General features: G+C 61.7%; 20 protein-coding genes. 10 read left to right on the top strand and 10 right to left on the bottom strand.

The window, feature by feature from the left end:
- Positions 1-96: 96 nt before the first annotated feature.
- From accC to MUN81_RS10930, 5 genes are all read left to right on the top strand, one after another.
- Complete coding sequence (gene accC / locus MUN81_RS10950) at positions 97-1,440, top strand: acetyl-CoA carboxylase biotin carboxylase subunit (RefSeq protein WP_245117330.1); 1,344 nt, start codon at positions 97-99, stop codon at positions 1,438-1,440.
- Between the two features lie 124 nt (positions 1,441-1,564).
- Positions 1,565-1,936 (top strand): hypothetical protein, encoded by a 372-nt coding sequence (locus tag MUN81_RS10945; RefSeq protein ID WP_245117329.1) that lies wholly within the window; start codon positions 1,565-1,567, stop codon positions 1,934-1,936.
- Between the two features lie 89 nt (positions 1,937-2,025).
- Positions 2,026-2,430, top strand: coding sequence for a hypothetical protein (locus tag MUN81_RS10940; RefSeq protein ID WP_245117328.1), 405 nt, complete (start codon positions 2,026-2,028; stop codon positions 2,428-2,430).
- A 150-nt stretch (positions 2,431-2,580) separates the two neighbouring features.
- Positions 2,581-3,963, top strand: a complete 1,383-nt coding sequence (locus MUN81_RS10935) for a dihydrolipoamide acetyltransferase family protein (protein ID WP_245117327.1) — start codon at positions 2,581-2,583, stop codon at positions 3,961-3,963.
- A 109-nt stretch (positions 3,964-4,072) separates the two neighbouring features.
- Entirely contained in the window at positions 4,073-4,270 is a 198-nt protein-coding gene (locus MUN81_RS10930; protein WP_190922255.1) for a hypothetical protein, read from the top strand.
- Between the two features lies 1 nt (position 4,271).
- Here MUN81_RS10930 and MUN81_RS10925 read toward each other — a convergent pair whose 3' ends face one another.
- The 3 genes from MUN81_RS10925 to MUN81_RS10915 form a co-directional block, all read right to left on the bottom strand.
- Positions 4,272-4,730 (bottom strand): RES family NAD+ phosphorylase, encoded by a 459-nt coding sequence (locus MUN81_RS10925; RefSeq protein WP_245117326.1) that lies wholly within the window; start codon positions 4,728-4,730, stop codon positions 4,272-4,274.
- 3 nt (positions 4,731-4,733) lie between these two features.
- Positions 4,734-5,162 carry an antitoxin Xre/MbcA/ParS toxin-binding domain-containing protein gene (locus MUN81_RS10920; RefSeq protein WP_245117325.1) on the bottom strand — a complete coding sequence of 143 codons (429 nt, stop codon included), beginning with the start codon at positions 5,160-5,162 and terminating at the stop codon, positions 4,734-4,736.
- A gap of 160 nt (positions 5,163-5,322) precedes the next feature.
- The gene (locus MUN81_RS10915) at positions 5,323-7,953 is read right to left on the bottom strand and encodes a valine--tRNA ligase (RefSeq protein WP_245117324.1); all 2,631 of its coding nucleotides are present in this window, start codon (positions 7,951-7,953) and stop codon (positions 5,323-5,325) included.
- 355 nt (positions 7,954-8,308) lie between these two features.
- Between MUN81_RS10915 and MUN81_RS10910 the strand changes: the two genes are divergently transcribed.
- The 3 genes from MUN81_RS10910 to MUN81_RS10900 all read left to right on the top strand — a co-directional run bounded on the left by MUN81_RS10910 (position 8,309) and on the right by MUN81_RS10900 (position 11,117).
- A complete protein-coding gene (locus MUN81_RS10910) occupies positions 8,309-9,226 on the top strand; it encodes a carbon-nitrogen hydrolase family protein (RefSeq protein ID WP_245117323.1) in 918 nt (305 codons plus the stop codon).
- A 130-nt stretch (positions 9,227-9,356) separates the two neighbouring features.
- Positions 9,357-10,565: an N-acetyl sugar amidotransferase gene (locus MUN81_RS10905; RefSeq protein WP_245117322.1), complete on the top strand. Its 1,209-nt coding sequence runs from the start codon at positions 9,357-9,359 to the stop codon at positions 10,563-10,565.
- A gap of 186 nt (positions 10,566-10,751) precedes the next feature.
- The gene (locus MUN81_RS10900) at positions 10,752-11,117 is read left to right on the top strand and encodes a hypothetical protein (protein ID WP_245117321.1); all 366 of its coding nucleotides are present in this window, start codon (positions 10,752-10,754) and stop codon (positions 11,115-11,117) included.
- Between the two features lie 93 nt (positions 11,118-11,210).
- Here the strand turns inward: MUN81_RS10900 and MUN81_RS10895 are convergent, their stop codons facing one another.
- The gene (locus tag MUN81_RS10895; protein WP_245117320.1) at positions 11,211-12,053 is read right to left on the bottom strand and encodes a DUF4197 domain-containing protein; all 843 of its coding nucleotides are present in this window, start codon (positions 12,051-12,053) and stop codon (positions 11,211-11,213) included.
- 111 nt (positions 12,054-12,164) lie between these two features.
- Between MUN81_RS10895 and MUN81_RS10890 the strand changes: the two genes are divergently transcribed.
- Complete coding sequence (locus MUN81_RS10890; protein ID WP_245117319.1) at positions 12,165-13,466, top strand: competence/damage-inducible protein A; 1,302 nt, start codon at positions 12,165-12,167, stop codon at positions 13,464-13,466.
- A 178-nt stretch (positions 13,467-13,644) separates the two neighbouring features.
- Positions 13,645-14,322, top strand: coding sequence for a hypothetical protein (locus tag MUN81_RS10885; protein WP_245117318.1), 678 nt, complete (start codon positions 13,645-13,647; stop codon positions 14,320-14,322).
- A gap of 91 nt (positions 14,323-14,413) precedes the next feature.
- On the opposite strand, the gene MUN81_RS10880 is transcribed toward MUN81_RS10885, so the two are convergent.
- The 6 genes from MUN81_RS10880 to dnaG all read right to left on the bottom strand — a co-directional run bounded on the left by MUN81_RS10880 (position 14,414) and on the right by dnaG (position 22,264).
- Positions 14,414-14,860, bottom strand: a complete 447-nt coding sequence (locus MUN81_RS10880) for a DapH/DapD/GlmU-related protein (RefSeq protein WP_348533171.1) — start codon at positions 14,858-14,860, stop codon at positions 14,414-14,416.
- A 338-nt stretch (positions 14,861-15,198) separates the two neighbouring features.
- Positions 15,199-16,425: a bifunctional 3,4-dihydroxy-2-butanone-4-phosphate synthase/GTP cyclohydrolase II gene (locus tag MUN81_RS10875; protein WP_245117317.1), complete on the bottom strand. Its 1,227-nt coding sequence runs from the start codon at positions 16,423-16,425 to the stop codon at positions 15,199-15,201.
- A gap of 64 nt (positions 16,426-16,489) precedes the next feature.
- A complete protein-coding gene (locus MUN81_RS10870; protein ID WP_245117316.1) occupies positions 16,490-17,659 on the bottom strand; it encodes a glycosyltransferase in 1,170 nt (389 codons plus the stop codon).
- A complete protein-coding gene (locus MUN81_RS10865) occupies positions 17,656-18,909 on the bottom strand; it encodes a glycosyltransferase family 4 protein (protein WP_245117315.1) in 1,254 nt (417 codons plus the stop codon). The genes MUN81_RS10870 and MUN81_RS10865 overlap by 4 nt, the downstream gene beginning before the upstream one ends.
- Positions 18,910-18,965: 56 nt before the next feature.
- Entirely contained in the window at positions 18,966-20,021 is a 1,056-nt protein-coding gene (locus tag MUN81_RS10860) for a potassium channel protein (protein ID WP_245117314.1), read from the bottom strand.
- A gap of 140 nt (positions 20,022-20,161) precedes the next feature.
- Complete coding sequence (gene dnaG, locus MUN81_RS10855; protein WP_245117313.1) at positions 20,162-22,264, bottom strand: DNA primase; 2,103 nt, start codon at positions 22,262-22,264, stop codon at positions 20,162-20,164.
- Positions 22,265-22,364 lie beyond the last annotated feature (100 nt).

Genomic DNA, 22,364 nt, shown 5'->3' with positions numbered 1-22,364 from the left:
AAGGACCTTATCACCGACGAGCGGAAAACGTTCTCACTTGATAAGGTCCTTCGCTCCGCTCAGGATGACAGTTTTTACACCTGACATCCCACCCACATGTTCAAGAAAATACTCATCGCCAACCGGGGCGAAATTGCCCTGCGCATCATCCGCACCTGCAAGGAAATGGGCATCAAAACGGTGGCCGTGTACTCGACTGCCGACAAGGAAAGCCTGCACGTGAAGTTTGCCGATGAGGCGGTGTGCATCGGGCCTCCGGCGTCGAAGGACAGCTACCTGAGCATGCCCAACCTGATTGCGGCCTGCGAAATAACTAACGCCGACGCCATTCACCCCGGCTACGGCTTCCTGAGCGAAAACGCAGAATTTTCGCGCATCTGCGCCGAAAACGGCATCAAGTTCATCGGCGCCTCGCCCGAGATGATTAACCAGATGGGCGACAAGGCCACGGCCAAGGATACCATGAAAAAAGCCGGCGTGCCCTGCGTGCCCGGCTCCGACGGCCTGCTGGACTCGGTAGAGCAAGGCAAGAAAATTGCCGCCAAAATCAAGTATCCGGTTATTCTGAAGGCCACGGCCGGCGGCGGGGGCCGTGGCATGCGCATCATCAACAGCGACGAAGAATTCCAGAAAGCCTGGGACGACGCGCGGACCGAATCGAAGGCAGCCTTCGGCAACGACGGCATGTACCTGGAGAAGTTTGTGGAGGAACCCCGCCACATCGAAATCCAGATTGTGGGCGACCAGTTCGGCCACGTGTGCCACTTGTCGGAGCGCGACTGCAGCATCCAGCGCCGCCACCAGAAGCTGGTGGAAGAATCGCCGTCGCCGTTTATGACGGACACCCTGCGCGAGAAAATGGGTGCAGCGGCCATTAAAGGTGCCAGCAGCATTGGCTACGAGGGCGTGGGCACCATCGAGTTTCTGGTGGACAAAAACCGCGACTTCTACTTCATGGAGATGAACACCCGCATTCAGGTGGAGCACCCCGTGACGGAGGAAGTAGTGGCCTACGACCTCATCAAGGAGCAGATTAAGGTGGCGGCCGGCATTCCGATTTCGGGTAAGAACTACTTCCCGCAGCTGCACGCCATGGAGTGCCGCATCAACGCCGAGGACCCGCGTCACAACTTCCGCCCCACCCCGGGCAAGATTACCACGCTGCACATCCCCGGCGGACACGGTGTGCGCGTGGATACGCACGTGTACGCGGGATACACCATCCCGCCGAACTACGACTCGATGATTGCCAAGCTCATCACCGTGGCCCAGACCCGCGAGGAGTGCATCGTGAAAATGAAGCGCGCCCTGAGCGAGTTCGTGGTGGAAGGCGTGAAAACGACCATTCCCTTCCACCTGGCGCTGATGGACGACCAGGATTTCAAAGCCGGTAATTTCACGACGAAATTTCTGGAGACGTTTGACTTCTCGGTCATCTAAGCAAAGGCATTTACTTGCTGAAACGCCCGGCCTGTGAAGGCTGGGCGTTTCATTTTTGCAGTTGTCCGACGCAAACGTCGCACATGATTCAACAAGCTGAAAACAACCAATACGACATTCATTTATGGCTCGTGTTAACTCATTTCTCCTTGGCGCTGCGCTTTTGCTCGGCACCTCGGCAGCCCTCACTGCCTGCTCCGACACTTGCACCGGCAGCATCGAAACCACGGTGCTGTATGCCAAGCCCGGGCCGAAGGGCGTAGGCCGGCGCATTTACGTGGATGTGGTGAACAAACCCGAACTCGGCATTAAGCAAACCTTGCTCTACGAAGGCAAGGAATTCGGTACGTTTTCGCACGTGGTCATTATCAGCGACCCTACTAACCGCTACGCTTCTAACCGCAGCATCTGCTTCTCGCAGTATCGGGTTGCGCCGGCCGAAACGGACGGGGACCTCGCCGAGCAGGGCATTCCCAACATCTCGGTCAGCGAATAAATAGTGGTGGGATTGCGCAGATGCATTTGCAACCACCAGGCGTAGCCGAAGCTCTTAACAGAATCTTGCTTACCCTTTTTGTGCGCCCCATGAAAGCCATTCTACTCCTGCTGTGCCTGCTGGTGGGCTTGGCCCTACCCGGCTTCGCCCAAGGCCGCGACACTGTTTTTGCGGTGCACAAGCTGTTTCGGGAGAAACGGGGCAGCGGCGAGGCGTGGACGGCTACTGGCCTCACTGCTACTGCAGGAACCGCGATGGGCAGCCCGCTATATACCCCGCCGCAACCCAATGGCAGCGACGTGGCATCGGCCGCCGTGATGGGCGGTGTGCCCATGGCGGTGGGCTTGCTGCAGATGGGGCGCTTCAGCCCGGCCCGCGAAGCGGAAGTGCTCAAGCTTTACGCCGAGGGTTGGGGGCTGCCGCGCGATATCCGGCGCCGATTGAAACGGCGTCATTTTAAGATGAAAGCGAACGACATTCAACGCAAAAGGTGATGATACAGGCTGGTTGTCTGGCGTCTGCTGTGCTCCGTGCTTTTCCAAACGCCCCCGTTGCCGCGCGCGTCGGGGGCGTTCAGCTTTCTGGCTACCTTTGCGGCTCCAAACTCCCACCCCACACTATTACCAAAATACTCCTCCTTACCTATGGCACGAGTGGAAATGACGATGCCCAAGATGGGCGAATCCATCATGGAAGGCACCGTCCTGAAATGGCTGAAACAAGTCGGCGACACGATTGAGCAAGACGAATCGGTGCTGGAAGTGGCCACCGACAAAGTGGACACCGAAGTGCCGGCCATCCACGCCGGGGTGCTACAGGAAATTCTGGTGCAGGAAGGCCAGGTAGTGGCCGTGGGCGCGCCCATTGCCATTGTAGAAACCGATGCCGCGGGTGCCGGTGCAACGGCTCCGGCTGCCACTCCCGCCGCTCCGCAGGCGGCCCCTGCCCCATCGAGCAACGGCAGCGCCGTACCCTACGTGCCCGAAGCTACCGCCCCGGCCGCGGCCCCTGTTGCCGGCGCCGAGCACCAGCCCGGCCGCTTCCTTTCGCCGCTGGTGCTGAGCATTGCCCGCGAAGAAGGCGTGAGCATGACCGACCTCGAATACCTGCCCGGCACCGGCAAGGAAGGCCGCGTGACCAAGAAAGATATTCTCGACTATGTAGCCGCCGGTAAACCCTCGCTGACGGGCGCTGTTGCTGCCCCAGCCGCAGCTCCGGCAGCCCCTGCGCCGGCCGCTGCTTCGGCTCCGCAGCCACAAGCCGCGCCTGCTGCTCCGGCTTCGGCCACGGCTTCCAAGCCCGCCCCGAGCGTGAGCGGCGGCCAGGAACTGATTGAGATGGACCGCATGCGCAAGATGATTGCGCAGCGCATGGTGGACTCGAAGCGCATTTCGCCGCACGTCACCAGCTTCGTGGAGGCCGACGTGACGGACATCGTGAACTGGCGCAACAAGCACAAGGACGCCTACAAGAAGCGCGAGGGCGAAAACCTCACCTTCACGCCCATCTTCATTCAGGCCGTGGCCCGCGCCATTCAGGATTTCCCGAACATCAACGTGTCGGTGGATGGCGATTACATCGTGAAGAAGCGTGACATCAACATTGGCGTGGCCGTGGCCCTGCCCTCCGGCAACCTGATTGTGCCGGTGATTCACAACGCCGACCAGCTCAACCTGAACGGCCTGACCAAGAAGGTGAACGACCTGGCCAATCGCGCCCGCATCAACAAGCTCACGCCCGCCGACCTCGAAGGCGGTACCTACACGCTGAGCAACGTGGGCTCGTTCGGCAACGTGATGGGCACGCCCATCATCATGCAGCCACAGGTGGCCATCATGGCCGTGGGCGCCATTAAGAAGAAGCCGGCCGTGATTGAAACGCCGCAGGGCGACCTCATCGGCATTCGCCACTTCATGTTCCTGAGCCACAGCTACGACCACCGCGTGGTTGACGGCTCGCTCGGTGGCATGTTCGTGCGCCGGGTGGCGGACTACCTGGAGCAGTTTGACCCGAGCACTGCGATTTAAGCAACCTAATTCGTCATCCTGAGCACAGCGAAGGACCTTATCACGCCAGGATGTTCCAGCGCGGTAAGGTCCTTCGCTGTGCTCAGGATGACAGTTTTTTTAATGACTTATGAAAAACATCATTTACCTCGGCGCCTTAGTACTGGCTTTGGGCCTCATTGGCTACCTCTACCAACAGCTCGACGCTACCCAAAAAGCCCTGCAGGCATCAGAGCAGCGCTTTGCTGATTGCCAGAAAGTGACCTTCCAGCTGCAAAACCAACTGGCACCGTTGCAGAAAAAGCAGCCCGGCGGTATTCCGCAATAGGCTATTTTTTCAGTCGTTCATCGAAATGAAACGGCTGCGCATCCAGCAGCCGCACCCGGATAAATTCGGGGTGAGCGGGGTTTAGCAGCAGGTTCCGTTCCTGGGGCACCACTACCGAAGGCACCTGCAGCGCCAGGCTGCGACCCGATTGCAGCCACTCGTGCCCGATGGTGGCCGTGGGCTGCGGCATGGACAGGCGCTGCCATTCGGATGGCAGGTCGGCGGGTGTGAGGGTTTCGCGGCTGGTGTCGTCGGGCACTTCCAGCGTCATCAAGTACATGTCGTCGGGCAGGTCTTCTACGGGCAGGTGCACGAGGGTTTCGAGTAGGGCCATGGCGCGCTGCTCGGCAGTATAGAGCAGGGCGAGGCCGGGCAGGTTCCAGCGACCGCCGTAGAGGTAGGCGCCGTAACCGCTCAGGTCGTGGCGGCGAGCGTAGCGGGCCAGTCGGAATACTTCCATCCCCTACCCAAAAACGCCGTGCTCGATGCGCCCAATGATGTCGCGCAGCATCCGAATCCCCACGGTGGTGTTGATGAGCTCTACGGGCTTGCGGCCACCCAAGGCCGGAATAGATGATTCCATCCAATGCCGGAATTTGTCTTCGCCAAACAGGTCGAAACCCTCGGCGTAGAGCGTGGCCAGTTGCACCAGCCGGTCGGTGGCATCGGCCCGGAGGCGCTGGGCGGGCGTGTAGCGCTGCAGCGTGCGCACCGACAAATCGACGGCCGCGGCCAGCACCGGCAGCGGCAGGTGCGAGCGCCGCGCCAAGTGGTCGAGCGCCTTGCGCTGTAGCCCGCGCTGAATCACATCTACCAGTTGCAAGTCGCTGGCAATGGGCTCGCCCACTACGGAGGGACCGCCTAACACATCAACAAAAGCATATGGGGTCATGATACTGCGGTTAAAACCGTGAGAAGCTCAGCCGCTTTTCGCGACACTTGTCGTAAATATAACGACAAGTGTCGCGAAATTGATTTGAGCGCCTGTTAATCAAAAATCAAAAAGCCGCTCCCGGCATTCGGAAGCGGCTTTTTAATCATCTAAACTTCTGTTACAATCCTTTCAGCGCTTGCTCCAAGGCGGCAATTTTGGCTTCGGCATCGGCCAGTTTCTGGCGCTCCTTTTCGAGCACTTCGGGCTTGGCGTTCTGAGCGAATTTCTCGTTACCGAGCTTCTTCAGCACCGAATCGCGGAAGCCTTGGGCGTATTCCAGCTCTTTTTCGAGACGGGCGCGCTCGGCGGCCATATCAATGTGGCCTTCGAGCGGGATGAAGAACTCGCTGCCGCCCAGCACGAAGCTCACCGAGGCGGCGGGGCCGGCATCGGCAAAGCTGACCTCCGAAATGCTGCCCAGCTTGCGGATGATGCCTTCGTAGTCGGTCACGAGCTGGGGCTCGTCGGTTTTAGCCACTAGCGTGAGGGGCTTGTTGGGGCCGAGGTTTTTTTGGTTGCGAACGCTGCGGATGCCGGCCACGATGGCCAGGGCCTTGTCCATGTTGGCCAGGGTTTCGGCGCTGTTGGCCGGGGCGGTAGCGCGGGGCCAGGGGGCCACGGTCACGTAGTCGCGGGGGCCGCGCTCGGCCAGTTCTTGCCACAGCTCTTCGGTGATGAAGGGCATGAAGGGGTGCAGCAGCTTGAGCAGCGTTTCGAGGTAGGCCGTGGTGTGGCGCAGGGTTTCGGCATCAATCGGGTGCTGGTAGGCCGGCTTCACCATTTCGAGGTACTGGGCGCAGAAATCATCCCACACCAGCTTGTAGATGGTCATCAGCGCATCCGACATCCGGAACTTCTCGAAATGGTCGTCCATCTCGACAATGGCGGCTTGCAGCTTGGCGTTGAACCAGGTCACGGCCTTCTCGTTCACAAAGGGCAGCGATGCATCGGCTTCCCAGCCTTTCACGAGGCGAAAGGCATTCCAGAGCTTGTTGGAGAAGTTACGGCCCTGTTCCACCAGCTTCACGTCGTAGAGCAGGTCGTTGCCGGCCGGGGCCGAGAATAGCATGCCGGTGCGTACGCCGTCGGCGCCGTACTGGGCAATGAGGTCGAGCGGGTCGGGTGAATTGCCGAGCTGCTTGCTCATCTTGCGCCCCTGCGAATCGCGCACGATGCCGGTGAGGTACACGTTCTTGAACGGCACTTCCTGGCGGTATTCCAAGCCGGCCATAATCATGCGGGCCACCCAGAAGAACAGGATGTCCGGCCCCGTCACCAGGTCATTGGTCGGGTAGAAATAGTTGATGTCGGCATTGTCGGGGTCTTTGAAGCCGTCGAACACCGAAATCGGCCACAGCCACGATGAGAACCAAGTGTCGAGCACATCCTCATCCTGACGCAGGTCGCTCAGCTGCAGGGCGGCGTTGCCGCTCTGCTCGCGGGCTTTCAGCAGGGCATCCTCGGCGGTGAGGGCGACCACGAAGGTGCCATCGGGCAGGTAGTAGGCCGGAATCTGCTGGCCCCACCAGAGCTGACGCGAGATGCACCAATCGCGCACGTTCTCCATCCAGGCCCGGTACATGTTCTTGAACTTGGGCGGGTGCAGCTTCACGGTGTCGTTTTCCACCACATCGAGCGCGGGCTTGGCCATTTGCTCCATCTTCATGAACCACTGCAGCGAGAGCTTGGGCTCAATCACGGCCTTGGTGCGCTCCGACGTTTGCACGATGCTGGCGTACTCCTCGATTTTTTCGAGCAAGCCGGCTTCCTGCAAGTCCTTGGCAATCTGCTTGCGCACGGCAAACCGGTCCTGCCCCACGTAGAGCACGGCCTTCTCGTTGAGCGTGCCATTATCGGCCAGAATGTCGATAACGGGCAGATTGTGCTTAACGCCCAGCTCGTAGTCGTTCAGGTCGTGGGCGGGCGTAACTTTCAGTGCGCCGGTACCGAAATCGGTCGATACGTACTCGTCGAAAATCACCGGGATTTCGCGGCCCAGCAGCGGGATGCGCACCTGCGCGCCGGCCAGGTGAGCGTAGCGCGGGTCGTTGGGGTTCACGGCCACGGCCACGTCGGCCATGATGGTTTCGGGGCGCGAGGTAGCCACGGTCAGGAAATGGCCCTCCTGCCCTACCACGGCGTATTTCAGGTAATACATCTTGGCCTGCACGTCCTTGGCAATCACCTCCTCGTCGGAGATGGCGGTGCGGCCTTCGGGGTCCCAGTTCACCATACGCACGCCGCGGTAAATCAGGCCTTTGTTATACAGGTCGACGAATACGCGCAGCACGGCCTCGGTCAAATCCGGCTCCATCGTGAAACGGGTGCGGTCCCAGTCACACGAAGCACCAAGCTGCTTGAGCTGCTCCAGAATGATGCCGCCGTACTTGTCCTTCCACTCGAAGGCGTGGGCCAGGAATTGCTCGCGGGTGAGGTCAGTTTTATTAATGCCCTGCTCTTTGAGCTGGGCCACCACTTTGGCCTCGGTGGCAATGCTGGCGTGGTCGGTGCCGGGCACCCAGCAGGCTTCCTTGCCCTGCATGCGGGCGCGGCGCACCAGCACGTCCTGAATCGTGTTGTTGAGCATGTGCCCCATGTGGAGCACGCCTGTCACGTTTGGCGGTGGAATGACGACGGTGTAAGGGACCTTTTTGGGGTTCGGCGAAGCCTTGAAAAAGCCTTGCTCCTGCCAACGCTGGTACCATTTGGCTTCAACGTCGGTGGGCGAGTAGGTGGTGGCGAGGGACATAGAAATTGAGCGGTAAGCAGAAAAGCAAAAATAGGCAATGAAACCGGGGGCAGCGCGCGGCCCGGCCACCAATGCACCGAGCGCCTCGCCATGCGCAGTGCCCAAGGTCACTTCATTTGAGCGCATATCGCCGGTAGCCTGCTGGCGCCACTTGACCGTCGTACACCCTGACTGTTAGTCATAAGGCGCGCTGAACGTCAGACGACTATCAAATATTCGGTTTTAACACTGCTTTAATTTCTGCCCGGTTGCGCTTTTCTATCTTTGCTTGGCGACTTAAATTGAGCAACAAAGTTTAATGATGACTTTGTACCTTACTTAAGTTTCCATCAATAATGCTGTTTCCGCCTCGCTTATGGCAGCGCTTTTCTCCTTTCGCAAATCGGTACCAATAGCGCCGCCGGCGCCCGAGCCGCCGGCCCCGGCGCTGGGCACGGTGCGGGTGGGCATGGGCCAGTTGCTGGTGGAAGGCGGCGAACCGGCCCGTAACCTGGCCCGGGCCGTGGAGCAGATTGCCCAGGCCGCTGCCCAACAGTGCGACCTGGTGCTGCTGCCCGAAACCTTGGATTTTGCCTGGACGCACCCCAGCGCCTTGTACGAAGCCCAGCCCATACCGGGCCCGTTCAGCGACGTGCTGTGCCGCGCCGCGGCCGAGCACGGCCTCTACGTGTGCGCCGGCCTAACGGAACGCGGTGCTGACGGCCGCAACTACAACGCCGCCATTCTGATAGACCCCAAAGGCGAAATCATCGTCAAGTACCACAAGATTAACCTACTGGCCGTGGAGCAGCCGTTCTACGCCGTGGGCCAGACGCTGAACGTGGTGGACACGCCGCTGGGAAAAATTGGCGTAAACGTGTGCGCCGACAACTACCTCGACGGCCTGCCCATCGGCCACACGCTGGCCCGGATGGGTGCCGAGTTCATCATTGCGCCGGCCTCGTGGACGGTGGATTACTCCATCACCGAAGAGCACGACCCATACCAGGAAAAATGGGTGAAGCCCTTTTCCATCCTCGCCAAGCTCTACAACGTGGTGGTGGTAAGCACTACCTCGGTGGGCTACATCGTGGGCGGGCCCTACGAGGGCAAAAAAAGCGTGGGCTGCTCGCTGGCGGTCGACGCTCGCGGCGTGCAGGCCCAGGGCGCCTTCAACGAGTTTGCCGGCCAGCTGGTGGTGGCCGACCTGGCCCGTCCCCACCGCCCCGAGCGCGGCACCGACATTGGCCTGATGTTGCAGCGCAAGGGCTACCGCTTTGATGAACTGCCGTGAGCGTTCTGCGTACTAGGCTCCATTACCTCGCTCTTATCCTATTTCTACTTGACTAATTCACTCGTTCTCCGCTTTTCAAGCTGCCACCCACCCGTTTCCTTACGCAGCCCCCACCTTTACTCTTCTTCCTTTGCTTACACAGGTACACCCCGCCGAACACTATGTCTCGGCCCTCCCCGCCGATGAGCACCGGCGCTGCACCCGGTGCCTGATGGACACCACCGTGCCCGGCATTACCTTTAACGAGACCGGTACCTGCTCTTTCTGCGACGTGCACGACCGCATGGAGCAGGCCTTTCCGAACGGCGAAGCGGGCCTGCGCACCGTGCGGCGCCTGGCCGACGAGATGCGTCGGGCCGGCCGCGGCCGCCGCTACGACTGCGTGCTGGGCGTGAGCGGGGGCCGCGACAGCTCCTATACCCTGTGGTATTGCGTCACGCAACTGCGGCTGCGCCCGCTGGCGGTGCACTTCAACGACGGCTTCGGCAACCCCATAGCCGGCGAAAACATGGTGCGCGCCTGCCAGCGCCTGGGCGTGGAGCTGCGCACCATCACCTCCGACTGGCGCGAGTCGAAGGACCTCAAAATTGCCTTTTTGAAGGCCTCCGTGCCCGACATGGAAGAGGGTACCGACCTGGGCATTGCCACTGCCCTCTATGGCGTGGCGGCCAAGGAAAACGTGCAGCACCTCGTCATCGGGCAGTCGTTTCGCACCGAAGGCATTGCCCCGCTGAGCTGGAACTTCCTCGATGGCAAGTACCTGCGGGCCGTGCACAAGCAGTTTGGCACGGTGCCGCTACGCCCGTGGCGGCCCGCCGACCCGGGCTTTAACCTGGGTCTGAAGGAGATGTTTTACTACGCTTTTGTGCGGCGCATCAAAACCGTGACCCTGCTCTACCACCTCGACTATGTGCGGACGGAGGTTGACGAGCTGCTGAAAAGCGAGCTGGGCTGGAAAAGCCCCGGCGCGCACTACGCCGACGACCTCTACCAGAGCTTGATTTATTACCTCAACCGCGTCAAGTTCAACATCGACCGGCGCCTGTTCAACTATTCGGCCCTGGTGCGCTCGGGCCAAATGAGCCGCGAGGTGGCCCTGGACCGCATTACGCGGGTAAACTCCATCGAAGACGAAAACGTGATTGCGCTCTGCATCAAGCGCCTGGGCCTGAGCCGCGCCCAATTTGAGGAGATTCTGGCCCTGCCGCCCAAAACCTTTCACGACTACCCCAATAGCTACCGCTTGCTGAAGCTCCTGCGCTTTCCCATTAAGGTGCTGAGCCGGCTGAACCTGATTCCGGAGTCGGCCTACGACAAATATTTCAACTGTGGAACCTGAGCTGCCCGGGTCTTTTGCCGACGAGCAGTATGGGAAAATAAGTGGTTGCAAAACAGGCTGTGGCTACAGTGAGGCGACTATTTTGCCCAACAAAGTAGCGCTGAGGGCCAACTGAAAATGGGCCTGCTCCGTATCTTCGCGGCCACCTCAGGCAATTTTTCACCTCACCAACTTACCGCCCCGGCCATGATAGATGACGACGACCTGGACGACGACTTGCTCGACGACGACGATTCCCTCGACACGTACGCCAAGAAAGGCGGCGCTGCTGCCCTCGGCAGTTCCGAAGACCGCCTCTCGGCCAAATACGCTGACTACCTGATGTGGACGGACACGGGCTCGTCGCACGATGAGGCCCTGGACCTGGCCAACATGACCGAAGAGGAATTTGTGGAGGCAGAACGGGCCGAAAATTCGGACCGCGGCGGCTTCACCAGCCTCGACGATGACGACGATGATGACTTCGCCGACGACGATGACGACGAAGACGAAGGCTACAGCAGCGGGCGCGGCAGCCGCCGCGGCAGCAGCTTCGACAGCGACGACTATTAAGGCAACAAGTCGCAAGACACTAGCTATAAGAAAGGCCCCGTATGGAAATTCCACACGGGGCCTTTCTTATGGCTAGTGTCTTGCGTCCCACTTTTACTTGCGGCCGAATACCTGCTTGAGGATATCGGAGGTGCGGGCAGCGGGGTTTTTGCGAATTTTGGCTTCTTCCTGGGCCAGCAGGATGAAGAGGCCATCGACCGCCTTCTGGGTGGTGTAGTCGGCCAGGCTCAAGGTGACGGGCGTCATCAGCGGAATCTTGTTGTATTTGTCGGTGATGGTGGCGTAGGCCCGGCCGGCGCCCACCTGGTCGATGGCGGCTTCGATGTCGGGGTGAAACGCGGAGATGAGCTGCGCCTGCGTGGACTTGCGCAGGAACTGGGTGGCCGCGTCGGTCGAGCCGCTCGTCACCAGCGTCAGCGCGTCGGTGATGCTGATGTTGGTCAGCGCGTTGAGGAAAATGTCTTTGGCTTTGGGTGCGGCGGCTTCGGCGGCGCGGTTGAGCTGGGTTTCGAGCTGGGTAAACACCGTGTTCATGCCCGGCAGGCGGCCCACCGTCGACTTCACCATTTCCAGGTCGGGCGGCGTGGGAATGTGGATGTCGTCGTTGAGGTTAAAGCCGTCGGGCTCGGACGCAAACTGCACCGCCTTCACGATGCCTTTGTTGAGGGCTTCTTTGACGCCGGCGCTGGCCTGGGCCTCCGTGAGCGGTGCGGGGGGCGGCGTGGCGGCGGCCGCAGCGGCGGCTTTGGCGGCGGCAGCGGCTTTGGCGGCTGCGGCGGCTTTGTCTGCCGCAGCTTTCTTGGCAGCGGCGGTTTTGGCGGCAGCAGCTTTGGCGGCGGCCGCTTTCTTGGCGGCGGTGGTTTGGGCGTGGGCAGCGGGGGCGGCAGAAGCCAGCAGGCCGGCAACCAGCAAGGCACTGGCAATGCGAGTGAACATGAAATATCAGCGCGGCGGGAAAACCGGAAAGCCCCTATGGCTGTCCTTGGACCGACGCGCTTGCAAATTGAAGACAATTTTGCGGCCAAACCTATTTTCTTCGCCAAACCCATGCCCTCCCCCGACCAGCTTCCCTCCTCCCTGGCTGCTTCCGCCAGCCCTGCCGCGCCGCCCAACGTCGAAATCATGACCATTGGCGATGAGCTGCTCTACGGGCAGGTAATTGACACCAATTCGGCCTTCATGGGCCAGGAGCTGGGCAAAATCGGCCTGCGCGTGCGGCAGATTTCGTCGGTATCGGACCGCGCCGAGGAGATTGTGGCCGCCCTCGACCAGGCCCGGCAGCGGGCGCAGGTGGTGCTCATCACCGGCGGCCTCGGCCCCACCAAAGACGACCTCACCAAGCACGTACTGGCCCGTTACTTCGGCTCCGAACTGGTGATGCACGAACCCACGCTGCGCCACGTGGAGGAGATTTTCCAGCGTTTTCAGCGGCCTATGCTCGACGTGAACCGCCAGCAGGCCCTGGTGCCGGCCAACTGCGAAGTGCTGCACAACGCCGTGGGCACGGCCCCCGGCATGTGGTTCAACGACCAGGGCACCGTGTTTGTGAGCATGCCCGGCGTGCCCTTCGAAATGAAGCGCCTGATGACCGACCACGTGCTGCCGCGCCTGCAAAGCCAGTTTCACCTCGCCCCCATCGAGCACGTGGTGGTGATGACAGCCGGCCTGGGCGAAAGCTTCCTGGCCAAGAAAATTGAAGACTGGGAAGACGCCCTGCCCGCCAACATCAAGCTGGCCTACCTGCCCAGCTTCGGGGCCGTGCGCCTGCGCCTCACCGGCACCGCCGACGGCCAGCCCGACCTGCGCGGCCGCATGCTGGCGCTGCTGCCCGCCCTGCGTGAGCGCATCGGCGAGTACATTTTCGCCGAAGAGGAAACCACTATCGAAGCCGCCATCGGCCAATTGCTGCTGGCCAGGGGCCTCACCGTGGGCACGGCCGAAAGCTGCACCGGCGGCCTGGTGGCCCAGCGCCTCACCAGCGTGCCGGGCAGCTCGGGCTACTTCCGCGGCAGCATCGTGGCTTATCACAACGACATCAAGCAGCAGGAGTTGGGCGTGAAGGCCGAAACCCTGGCCCAATACGGTGCCGTGAGCGAGGCCACCGTGCGCGAAATGGCCGAGGGCGCGCGTCGCCGCCTGGGCGTGGACGTGGCCGTGGCCACCAGCGGCATTGCCGGCCCCACGGGAGCCACCGAAACCAAGAAAGTTGGGACCGTGTGCCTGGCCTACGCCGACGCCACCCAAACCATCAGCCGCGAATACGTGCTGGACCGCGGCCGCGCCCTGAACGTGGAGTACGCCGCGCAGTCGCTGCTCACCATGCTGCGGCAGCAGCTGGCCGGGGTGTAATCAGCAAGGCCAGATGACTTAACGATACGCTGGCGCGTTTTTGGCGCGTGCCGACCAGGCCCAGCGGGCAGCGCGTCTGCGACGCGCTGCCCGCTGGGCCTGGTCGGTTTTAATGATTTAAAAGTCGTTTTGCGAGAAAACGGCATAAGTATGGCTTTGGTCCGTCTTATCTTGGGGCATGAAGCTTCTGTTGCCCGCTTTGCTGCTGGCCGCGTCCCTGCCGGGGCGGGCGCAGCTGCTCCCGCCGCCTTCTGACACTGATACGACCAGCCACCCCGACGATAGCGGCCTCGTGCGCTACCGCATGGGCACGCTCACCCGCGTCGACGGCACCACCATCCAGGGCTACATGCCGTGCAATCGCATCGGCTACGGCGGCGGCAAGCTCCGCTATTTCATGCCGCCGCTCAGCATCGATGCCCAGCTGCGTCACCCGCACACTATTAAAATGGACGAAATCCAGCGGATAGATGTCTACGGCCGGCTGTATGAACCCATGCGGCTCAAGGGTAAAGCCCCGGACGTGCTGGCGCTGCATCTGGTGGAGGGCCCCATTTCGCTGGCGGTGTATGTTGAGCCCCGGACCCTGCCGCTGCCCCTCCCACTGCCGATGGTGGGCTACACGGCAGTGCCGCTGCTCAACTTCAAGCTGTCGGACAAAGACCATTGGTATGTGCGCCGCGACGGCATCTGCACCGAAATTCCGCGTGCGCACTTTGCCGAACTCATGAGCGCCTACTTAGCCGACAACCCCGAGCTGGCCGGCAAAGTGGCGCGCCAGGAACCCCATTACCTGCATGCCGACACGCCCGCCATCGTTGCCGAGTACAACCGGGCCCGAACCGCCGGGCAATAGGCGCCCGCCGCGCCAAGTTACGGCCAGCAGGGGGTAGCTCTTGAACGTCCCCTCAATGAATGCAGCAGCAGGCTCAAGCACTACTCAATACTTACAGCGTTTTTACAACCTTAGCCGGTACGCCGCCGACTACGGTGTTAGCCGGCACGTCGCGGTTGACCACCGCGCCGGCCGCCACTACCGCGTTTTCGCCCACCGTCACCCCCGGCAGAATGGTTGCGCCAGCGCCTATCCAGGCATTACGCCTGATGACGATGGGCAGGAGCCGCAACGTGGTTCGGTCAGCAGGGTCGAGAGGATGGTTCTCTGAGGTGAGGTTGACCCGCGGCCCAATCATCACGTCGTCTTCGATGGTGATGCCGCCGATGTCCAGAAAGGAGCAGGCGTGATTGATAAACACATTCTTGCCCAGCCGGATGAAAAGACCGAAGTTGGTGTGAAAGGGCGGGAAAATTGTGGTCGACGCGTCCACTTCCGCTCCAATAATCTCGCCCAGACGGCGACGCACCTCGTCCAGGTCTTCGGAAACTGCGTTCATCTGCGTGCATAGCCGAATGGTGCGCGCCACCACCGCGCCAAACTGCGGGTACTCGGGGTCGTCTTTGCGCAGCGGCTCGCCGGCCCGCAGGCGCGTAATGATGTTCGTTTCCTAAACCTCGGGGGCAGCGGGCTGGTTTCGCGGTTTGCTCATGTCGGAATGCGGAGTAGGCAATGCTGGGAGTTTCAATACGCGGCGCAGCGGCATTCCGGCCGCTTTTCAGTGGAGAAATGACACCCAGAACGGGAGCAGCGCCATTAGTGAAAAGCCCCATTGCCCCGCTTGTGACGGAACAATGGGGCTTTTCACTAAGCGGAAGCAGCCTTTGCTGCGGCTGTTTAGGCGGCGGGCTTTTCGGCCGGCGTGGCCCGCATGATTTCGTGGCCCATTTTGTCGCGCTTCGTCGTCAAATACGCCTCGTTGTGCGGGTTGGCGTGGATTTCGATGGGCAGGGTTTCCACGATTTCGAGGCCGTAGCCGATGAGGCCGGTGCGCTTGCGGGGGTTGTTGGTGAGCAGGCGCATCTGCCGGATGCCGAGGTCGCGCAGGATGCTGGCGCCCACGCCGTAGTCGCGCTCGTCGCCCTTGAAGCCCAGTTCCTCGTTGGCCTGCACGGTGTCGCGGCCTTGCTCCTGCAGCTTGTAAGCCTTCAGCTTGTTGAGCAGGCCAATGCCGCGTCCTTCCTGGTTCATATACACGATGACGCCGCGGCCTTCGCGCTCAATCTGGCGCATGGCCTGGTGCAACTGCGGGCCGCAGTCGCAGCGGCACGAGCCGAAGATGTCGCCGGTGACGCAGGAGCTGTGCACGCGCACCAGCACCGGCTCGGGGCCGCTGATGTCGCCCTTTACCAGAGCCAGGTGCTTGGCACCGTTGGAGTTTTGGGTGAAGGCGTAGAGGTCGAAATCGCCGTTTTCGGTGGGCATCTTCACCGAGATTTCGCGGGTGATAAGGCTTTCGTGGGCCAGGCGGTACTTGATGAGGTCCTGCACCGACACCAGTTTCAGGTCCCACTTTTTAGCCACGATTTCCAGGTCGGGCAGGCGGGCCATCTCGCCGTCTTCCTTCAAAATTTCAACCAGCACACCGGCCGGCTCGAAGCCCGCCAGCCGGGCCAAATCCACGGCCGCCTCGGTGTGGCCGGCGCGGCGCAGCACGCCTTCCTTGCGGGCTTTAAGGGGGAAAATGTGGCCGGGCTTGCCGAGTTCCTCGGGCTTGGTGGCGGGGTCGATGAGGGCCAGAATGGTCTTGCTGCGGTCGGAAGCCGAGATGCCAGTGGTCACGCCGTTCTTCAGCAGGTCCACCGATACGGTGAAGGGCGTGGCGTGCAGGGCCGTGTTGTGGCCCACCATCAGGTCGAGGCCCAGCTCTTCGCAGCGCTGCTCGGGCAGCGAGGCGCACACCAGGCCGCGGCCGTGCGTGGCCATGAAATTGATAATTTCGGGCGTGGCGCATTGCGCGGCGCAAATGAAGTCGCCTTCGTTTTCACGGTCTTCGTCGTCGACTACGATGACAACTTTGCCAGCGCGAATGTCTTCGATGGCGGATTCGATGGTATCAAGCATGGGATGGGGTATTTCGGGCCATAACAGCGGCGGCGCCCGCAAAGTTAGCCCACACCGCGGCGCCCTAGCCGAACAGCACTTCGAGCCGGGCCGTGGCCCCGGCCCAGGTGTAGCGCGCCTTCACAAAAGCCTGCCCGCGCCCGGCCAGCGCGGCGGCCGCTTCGGGTTCGGTCAGCAGCTCCGTGATGGCCGCCGCAATGGCCGTGGGCGCCTCGGCTACGCGCAGTTCCTGCCCGTCGGTGCCGCCCAGGGCGTTGTTGGCCAGGGGCGTGGTCACGCAGGGCAGCTTCATGGCCATGGCTTCGAGCAGCTTGTTTTGCAGGCCCGTGCCCACGCGCATGGGCGCCACAAACACCCGCGCCGAGGCATACGCCGCCCGGATGTCGGGCACCCAGCCGCTCACCACCACCTGCGCCGAGGCCAGCGCCAGCACCCGCGGGGCGGGCGTGGTGCCGGCCACCAGCAGGCGGGCCCCAGGGTGATGCGCACGCACCAACGGCATAATTTCTTCGGCCAGAAACGCGGCGGCGTCCACGTTGGGGTGGTAGCTCATGTTGCCGCAAAACAGCACATCGTATTCCTTGGCTACCTCCGGCATGGGCCGGAAATTATCGGCATCGATGCCGTTGAGTACCACCTCAATTTCGTTGCGGCGCGGGTGCTGAATAAGCTGCCGGTCCTGGTCGCTGATGATGGTGTGGTGCCGGAACCAGCCAAAAGCCTCGGCTTCGTAGGCCGTCAGCCGCCGGGCCTCCAGGGCGAACACGGGGCGCTGCCACAGCGGCGCCTGCGTGGCCCGGCGCGCCATGCCGGCCGAAAAAACGTCCATATAATCGAGCGTCATCGGCAGCTGGCCGGCGTGCGGACGCAGATACTCAGCCATGCGGATAAGCTGGCAGTACACGTGGTCGGGCCGGAAGGTGCGCAGCAGCTCATCAACCTTGCGTTGGGCCTGGGCATCGTAGAAATAGCCGACCTGCAGCGGCCGGCCCGTGGCTAGGGCCCGCGCCATATTGGCCGCGATGCCCGGCTTATACAGCCGGTGCACCGTGACGCCGCCCCGGCACAGGGGCCGCACAGCCGCGTCAGCTTCGGCGGTCACCTCTTCATCGCTGAGCGCAAACAGGCAGATTTCGTGGCGCTCGGCCAGGTAGCGCAATTGGTGGTAGGCGCGCAGCTTGTCGCCCTTGTCGAGGGGGTACGGGAAGCGTGAGAGGAGTACAAGCAGCTTCATGCGGGCGGCGAATGGGCGGGCGTGCCGGCCGGCGCGGGTTGGAGCAGGCGCTCGTACAAACCAATAAAGCGCTGCACCACGCGGCCGTTGTCGTAGACGTCGGAGGCGGTGCGGGCGGCCGCGGCCCCAATGCTGCGCACGTCGATTTCGCCGCGGTACCAGGCGCGCAGGGCGTCGAGCCAGGCGGCCGCGCCATCGCGCACCAGCAGGTTCTCGTCGTTGTGGGCCACAATGCCCTCGGCGCCCAGCGAGGTGCTCAAAATGGCTTTGCCCAGGGCCATGCCCTCCACAATTTTCACGCGCATGCCGCCACCGCTCAGCAAGGGCACCAACATCAGCTCGTACTGCTGCATAAAGGCGGGGGCTGATTCCACAAAGCCGTGCATGATGACATTTTCGGCTTTCCGGTTGAGCAAGTGCGCGGGGGCGTTGCGCCCGGCAAGGTGCAGCTCCACGTCCGGAAATTCGGCGTGAAACGTGGGCCACACCTCGCGCAGCAGCCACTCCACCCCTTCCTGATTAGGCAGCCAGTCGAGGGAGCCAATCATAAACAAGGTGCGCGGCTTGGCCCGAAGGCCGGGGTCGGGTTGCAGACGCTCTAGGTCGGCCCCGGCTGGGATGAAGACGACAGGCTCTGGACAACCCAAGGCCCTCAGACGTTGCGCGTCGTCTTCGGTAATGGCGGCTACGGCGTCGAAATAAGTCAGATACTCTCGCTCAAATTTTTCCAGGCGGTTGGCCATAACGCGAAGCATAAATTGCTTCAGTGGATTCGCCTCCCGCTTTGCCAGCATATGCCAGATGGTATACTCCACATTGTGGGCGCGCAACACCGTTTTGGTGCGTTCAGGGCGCAATTCTTCGTAATCAAGCCATTCATTGTACCATGCCACAAATGTCCCTTCGCACTGGATAATGTCAAATTCCTCACTCGCTAGTAAACGGCCTAGTACGTCACAGACCTCGCGCTCAATGAAACGGGCCACATTATAGGGCTTTCGGCTTAACAGGAGGTTCTTCAGCGCGCCAAATGCCGAAATATCAGTATTTACATCCACCAGTACCAGCCGCAAATGGGGCCCCAGGTGGGCCAGGGCGTCGGCCGGCTGGCGGTGCTTGGGCGTGTTGATGGCCAGCAGCGTGACGCGGTGCCCGGCTCGCACGAGGCCCGCCGCCACGTCGTACATGGCAATGGCGCCGCCGTCATGAGGCGGAAATGGCACGCGCGGACAAAGTTGCAGAATGTGCATAGAGGCGGCAAAGGTAGAATGAGGCCGCGCTTCCGCCGGAATAACTCCGCAAGGTTCTACAGCTGGCGGAAGCGCACCTCAAAGGTTTCTATTTGCTCTTCGCTGCCCAGCACCAGCAGCACGTCGCCGGGCGCGGGCACGTAGTCCACGGGCGGGCTCACCATGAGGGAGCCGGCGGCCGTGCGCATGCCAATGATGGTGGCGCCGGTGATGGAGCGCACGTCGAGTTCGCGAATGCTGCGACCCCGCAAATCGCGCCGCAGCTGCTCAAAGCTCATTTCCTCCAGCCGCAATTTGTCGGCGCTGAGACCGGAAATGAGGTCGAGAAAGCGAATGACCTCGGGGCGCACCACCAGTTTGGCCATGTGCGAGCCGCCGATTTCGTCGGGCATCACCACCGAGTCGGCTCCGGCCGAGAGCAGCTTGCTTTCCGAGGTTTTGAGCGAAGCCCGGGCGATGATTTTCAGGCGCGGGTTGAGGGCCCGGGCCGAGAGGGCCACAAACACGTTGTCGGCGTCCTTGGGCAGCGAGGTGATGAGGGCCGAGGCGCGCTCCACGCCGGCCTGTTTCAGCACGAGGTCGGTGGTGGCATCGCCAAACACGGTGAAAATGCCGCCGCCGGGCAGGCCGTCGCCGTCGTAGTCTTCGCCGGTGCTGCCGCTGGTGATGCTTTTCATCAGCTCCTGGTTCGATTCGATGACCACCACGCGGGCGCCGTTGGCGCGCAGCTCCTGGTAGGCCCGGCGCCCGTTGCGCCCAAACCCGCACACGATGACGTGCCCGCTAAAGCGCTTGATTTCTTGGTCGGTTCGAATCATGTTGTAAATCTTGCGCAGCTCGCCGTCAAAGATAAACGAGGACATGACCGACACGAGGTAGGCCACCACGACGAGGTTGTAAAGAATGTAGAAAGAAACAAATAGCCGCCCCGCGTGCGAAAACGGATGAATCTCGCCAAAGCCCACCGTGGCAATGGTCGTCACGGTCATGTAAAACGCATCAACCGGGTGGTAGTGCTCGATGACCATGAAGCCCGTCATGCCAAAAATCAGGCTCAGCCCGGTGAGGACAATGGCGAGGAGCAGCCGGTTGATGTTGAGACGCTGAAGCATGGGCAGTTTGGAGGGGGCGCAAAGAACGTCATGCTGAGCGCAGTCGAAGCATCTCTACTGCGCCACTAATTATTTAGTATTGCGGTAGAGATGCTTCGACTGCGCTCAGCATGACGTTCTGTTTTAATTCCATCAAACCACTACGCCGTGCGGCCCACCACGGTGCCCAGCAGGCCGGCCAGCTCGTTGTCGAGCTCCTTGAGGCGCTTGATGTCGCCAAGAATTTCGAACATCTCCACGTCATCCAGCGGGTGGCGCAGCTTTTCGAGGCATTGGTCGAGCTCGCGCTGCACGTGCACCTTGTTGAGGCGCAGCACGGCGTTGTCGCAGGCCAGCTTGGGCAGGTCGACCTCGTTGAAGACGTAGATTTCTTTGGTGCGCCAGTTGGGGCTGATTTCGTAGCGCTCGGTGGCGAGGTCGGTGATGAGCTGGCGGATGTCTTCGCGCTCGTTCTGAGCCAGCAGGCGGGCATCGGGGAAGCGGCCGGCCAGCAATTCCTGCCGGCAGATTTCCCACATTTCGGCGTAGAGCGGCTTCTGCAGCGGGTTTTCGCCGAGCTGGCCCATGAGGTAGGCTGCCACGCTGATTTCCTCTTCCACCTCGCGGCCGGCATACAGCACCAGCAGGCGCAGCACCTCGCGCTCGCACACCTGCAGCATGTCGGGCGTGTCCTCGTCGGCCTCGGCTTTGGCCGACGAGGGCTGGAAGCTGGCGCCCGCACCCAGGATTTCCACGGTGGCTTCGTGGCCGCCGTACATCAGCATTTCGGCCTCTTCCTCGTCCGTCATCGGGCGCGGTGCCGGGGTCGAGCGCGGGTTGGCGCTGGGTGGGAAGCCGGTGTTGGCGCTGCCCGCGCCCTGACCGTAGTTGCCAGCGTTACCGCTGCCACTGTTGCCGCCCGGAGCTTTCTGTGAAGCAGTTTTGACGAGCTTGTTGTACTCGGTGATGAGCACCTGCTCATCAATACCAAACGTAGCCGAGGTCTGCTGCAAAAACACCTGACGCTTGATGGCATCGGGCACCTTGGCGATGCTGTGCAGTACGTCGCGGATGGCCTCGGCCTTCTTCACCGGGTCGTTGCTGGCCTCGCGGGCCACCAGCGTGGTTTTAAAGCTGATGAAGTCCTGGCTCTTGGTTTCAATGTATTCGGTGAAGCGCTGGTCGCCCACTTTGCGGATGTAGCTGTCGGGGTCGTCGCCGTCGGGAAACAGCACCACGCGCACGTTCAGGCCGCCTTCTAGCAGCAAATCCGTGCCGCGCAGCGAGGCCTTGATACCGGCCGCGTCGCCGTCATACAGCACCGTCACGTTATCAGAATACCGCTTAATCAGGCGAATCTGACCCTCCGTGAGTGAGGTACCCGACGAGGCCACCACGTTTTTGATGCCGCCCTGATAGAGCGAAAGCACGTCGAGGTAGCCTTCCACCAGATAGCAAACTTCCTGCGTGCGAATGGCCTGCCGGGCCTGGAATAGGCCATACAGCACGTCCGACTTATGGTAAATCTCCGACTCGGGCGAGTTGAGGTATTTCGCCATCTTGTCGTCGCGCTTCAGCGTGCGCGCCCCGAAGCCCACCACCCGGCCGCTGATGTTGTGAATCGGGAACATCACCCGGCCCCGAAACCGGTCGTAGCGCCGGCCGGTGTCCTTGCCCTGGTCGTCGGTGCGAATGACAGTGAGGCCGGTTTTTTCGAGATATTTCTTGTCATACCCAGCCGCCTCAGCCGCCTTCATGAGGTCGTCCCAAGCATCGAGGGAGTAGCCGAGCTCGAAGGTCTGGATGGTGCTCAGATTGAGGCCGCGCTCCTTGAGGTAGCCGTAGCCGATGCTCATGCCTTCCTCCGAGTTGAGCAGCAGGCGGTGGTAGTGGTTTTTGGCGAAGTCGGAGACGATGAACTGCGAGTCCCGCTCGTTCTGCTCCAGCTGCTGCTGAGGCGTTTTTTCCTCCTCCTGAATCTCGATGGCGTACTTGCGGGCCAGGTACTTGAGGGCCTCCACGTAGCTGGTGCCCTCCACGTCCATCACAAACTGCACCACGCCGCCGGCCTTGCCGCAGCCGAAACACTTGTAGAGGCTTTTGGCCGGGTTTACGGAGAAGGACGGGGACTTTTCGTTGTGGAAGGGGCACGGGGCCCACAGGTTCTGGCCCTTGCGCTTGAGCTGCACGAAGTCGCCGACGACTTCCACGATGTCGGCGGTCTGGATGATGTGGTCAACTAATTCTTTGGGGATGCGGGCCATGGGTGGCTATTCGGGGGCAAATGAGGACGTCGTGCAATCGGGGCGCCTCACCCCCTGCCCCCCTCTCCCAAAGGAGAGGGGGCACCGGTTCTGCTCCTGT

It is taken from the genome of Hymenobacter sp. 5317J-9, assembly GCF_022921075.1.
Taxonomy (GTDB): domain Bacteria; phylum Bacteroidota; class Bacteroidia; order Cytophagales; family Hymenobacteraceae; genus Hymenobacter.
This window is presented reverse-complemented; position numbering and strand designations above follow the sequence as displayed.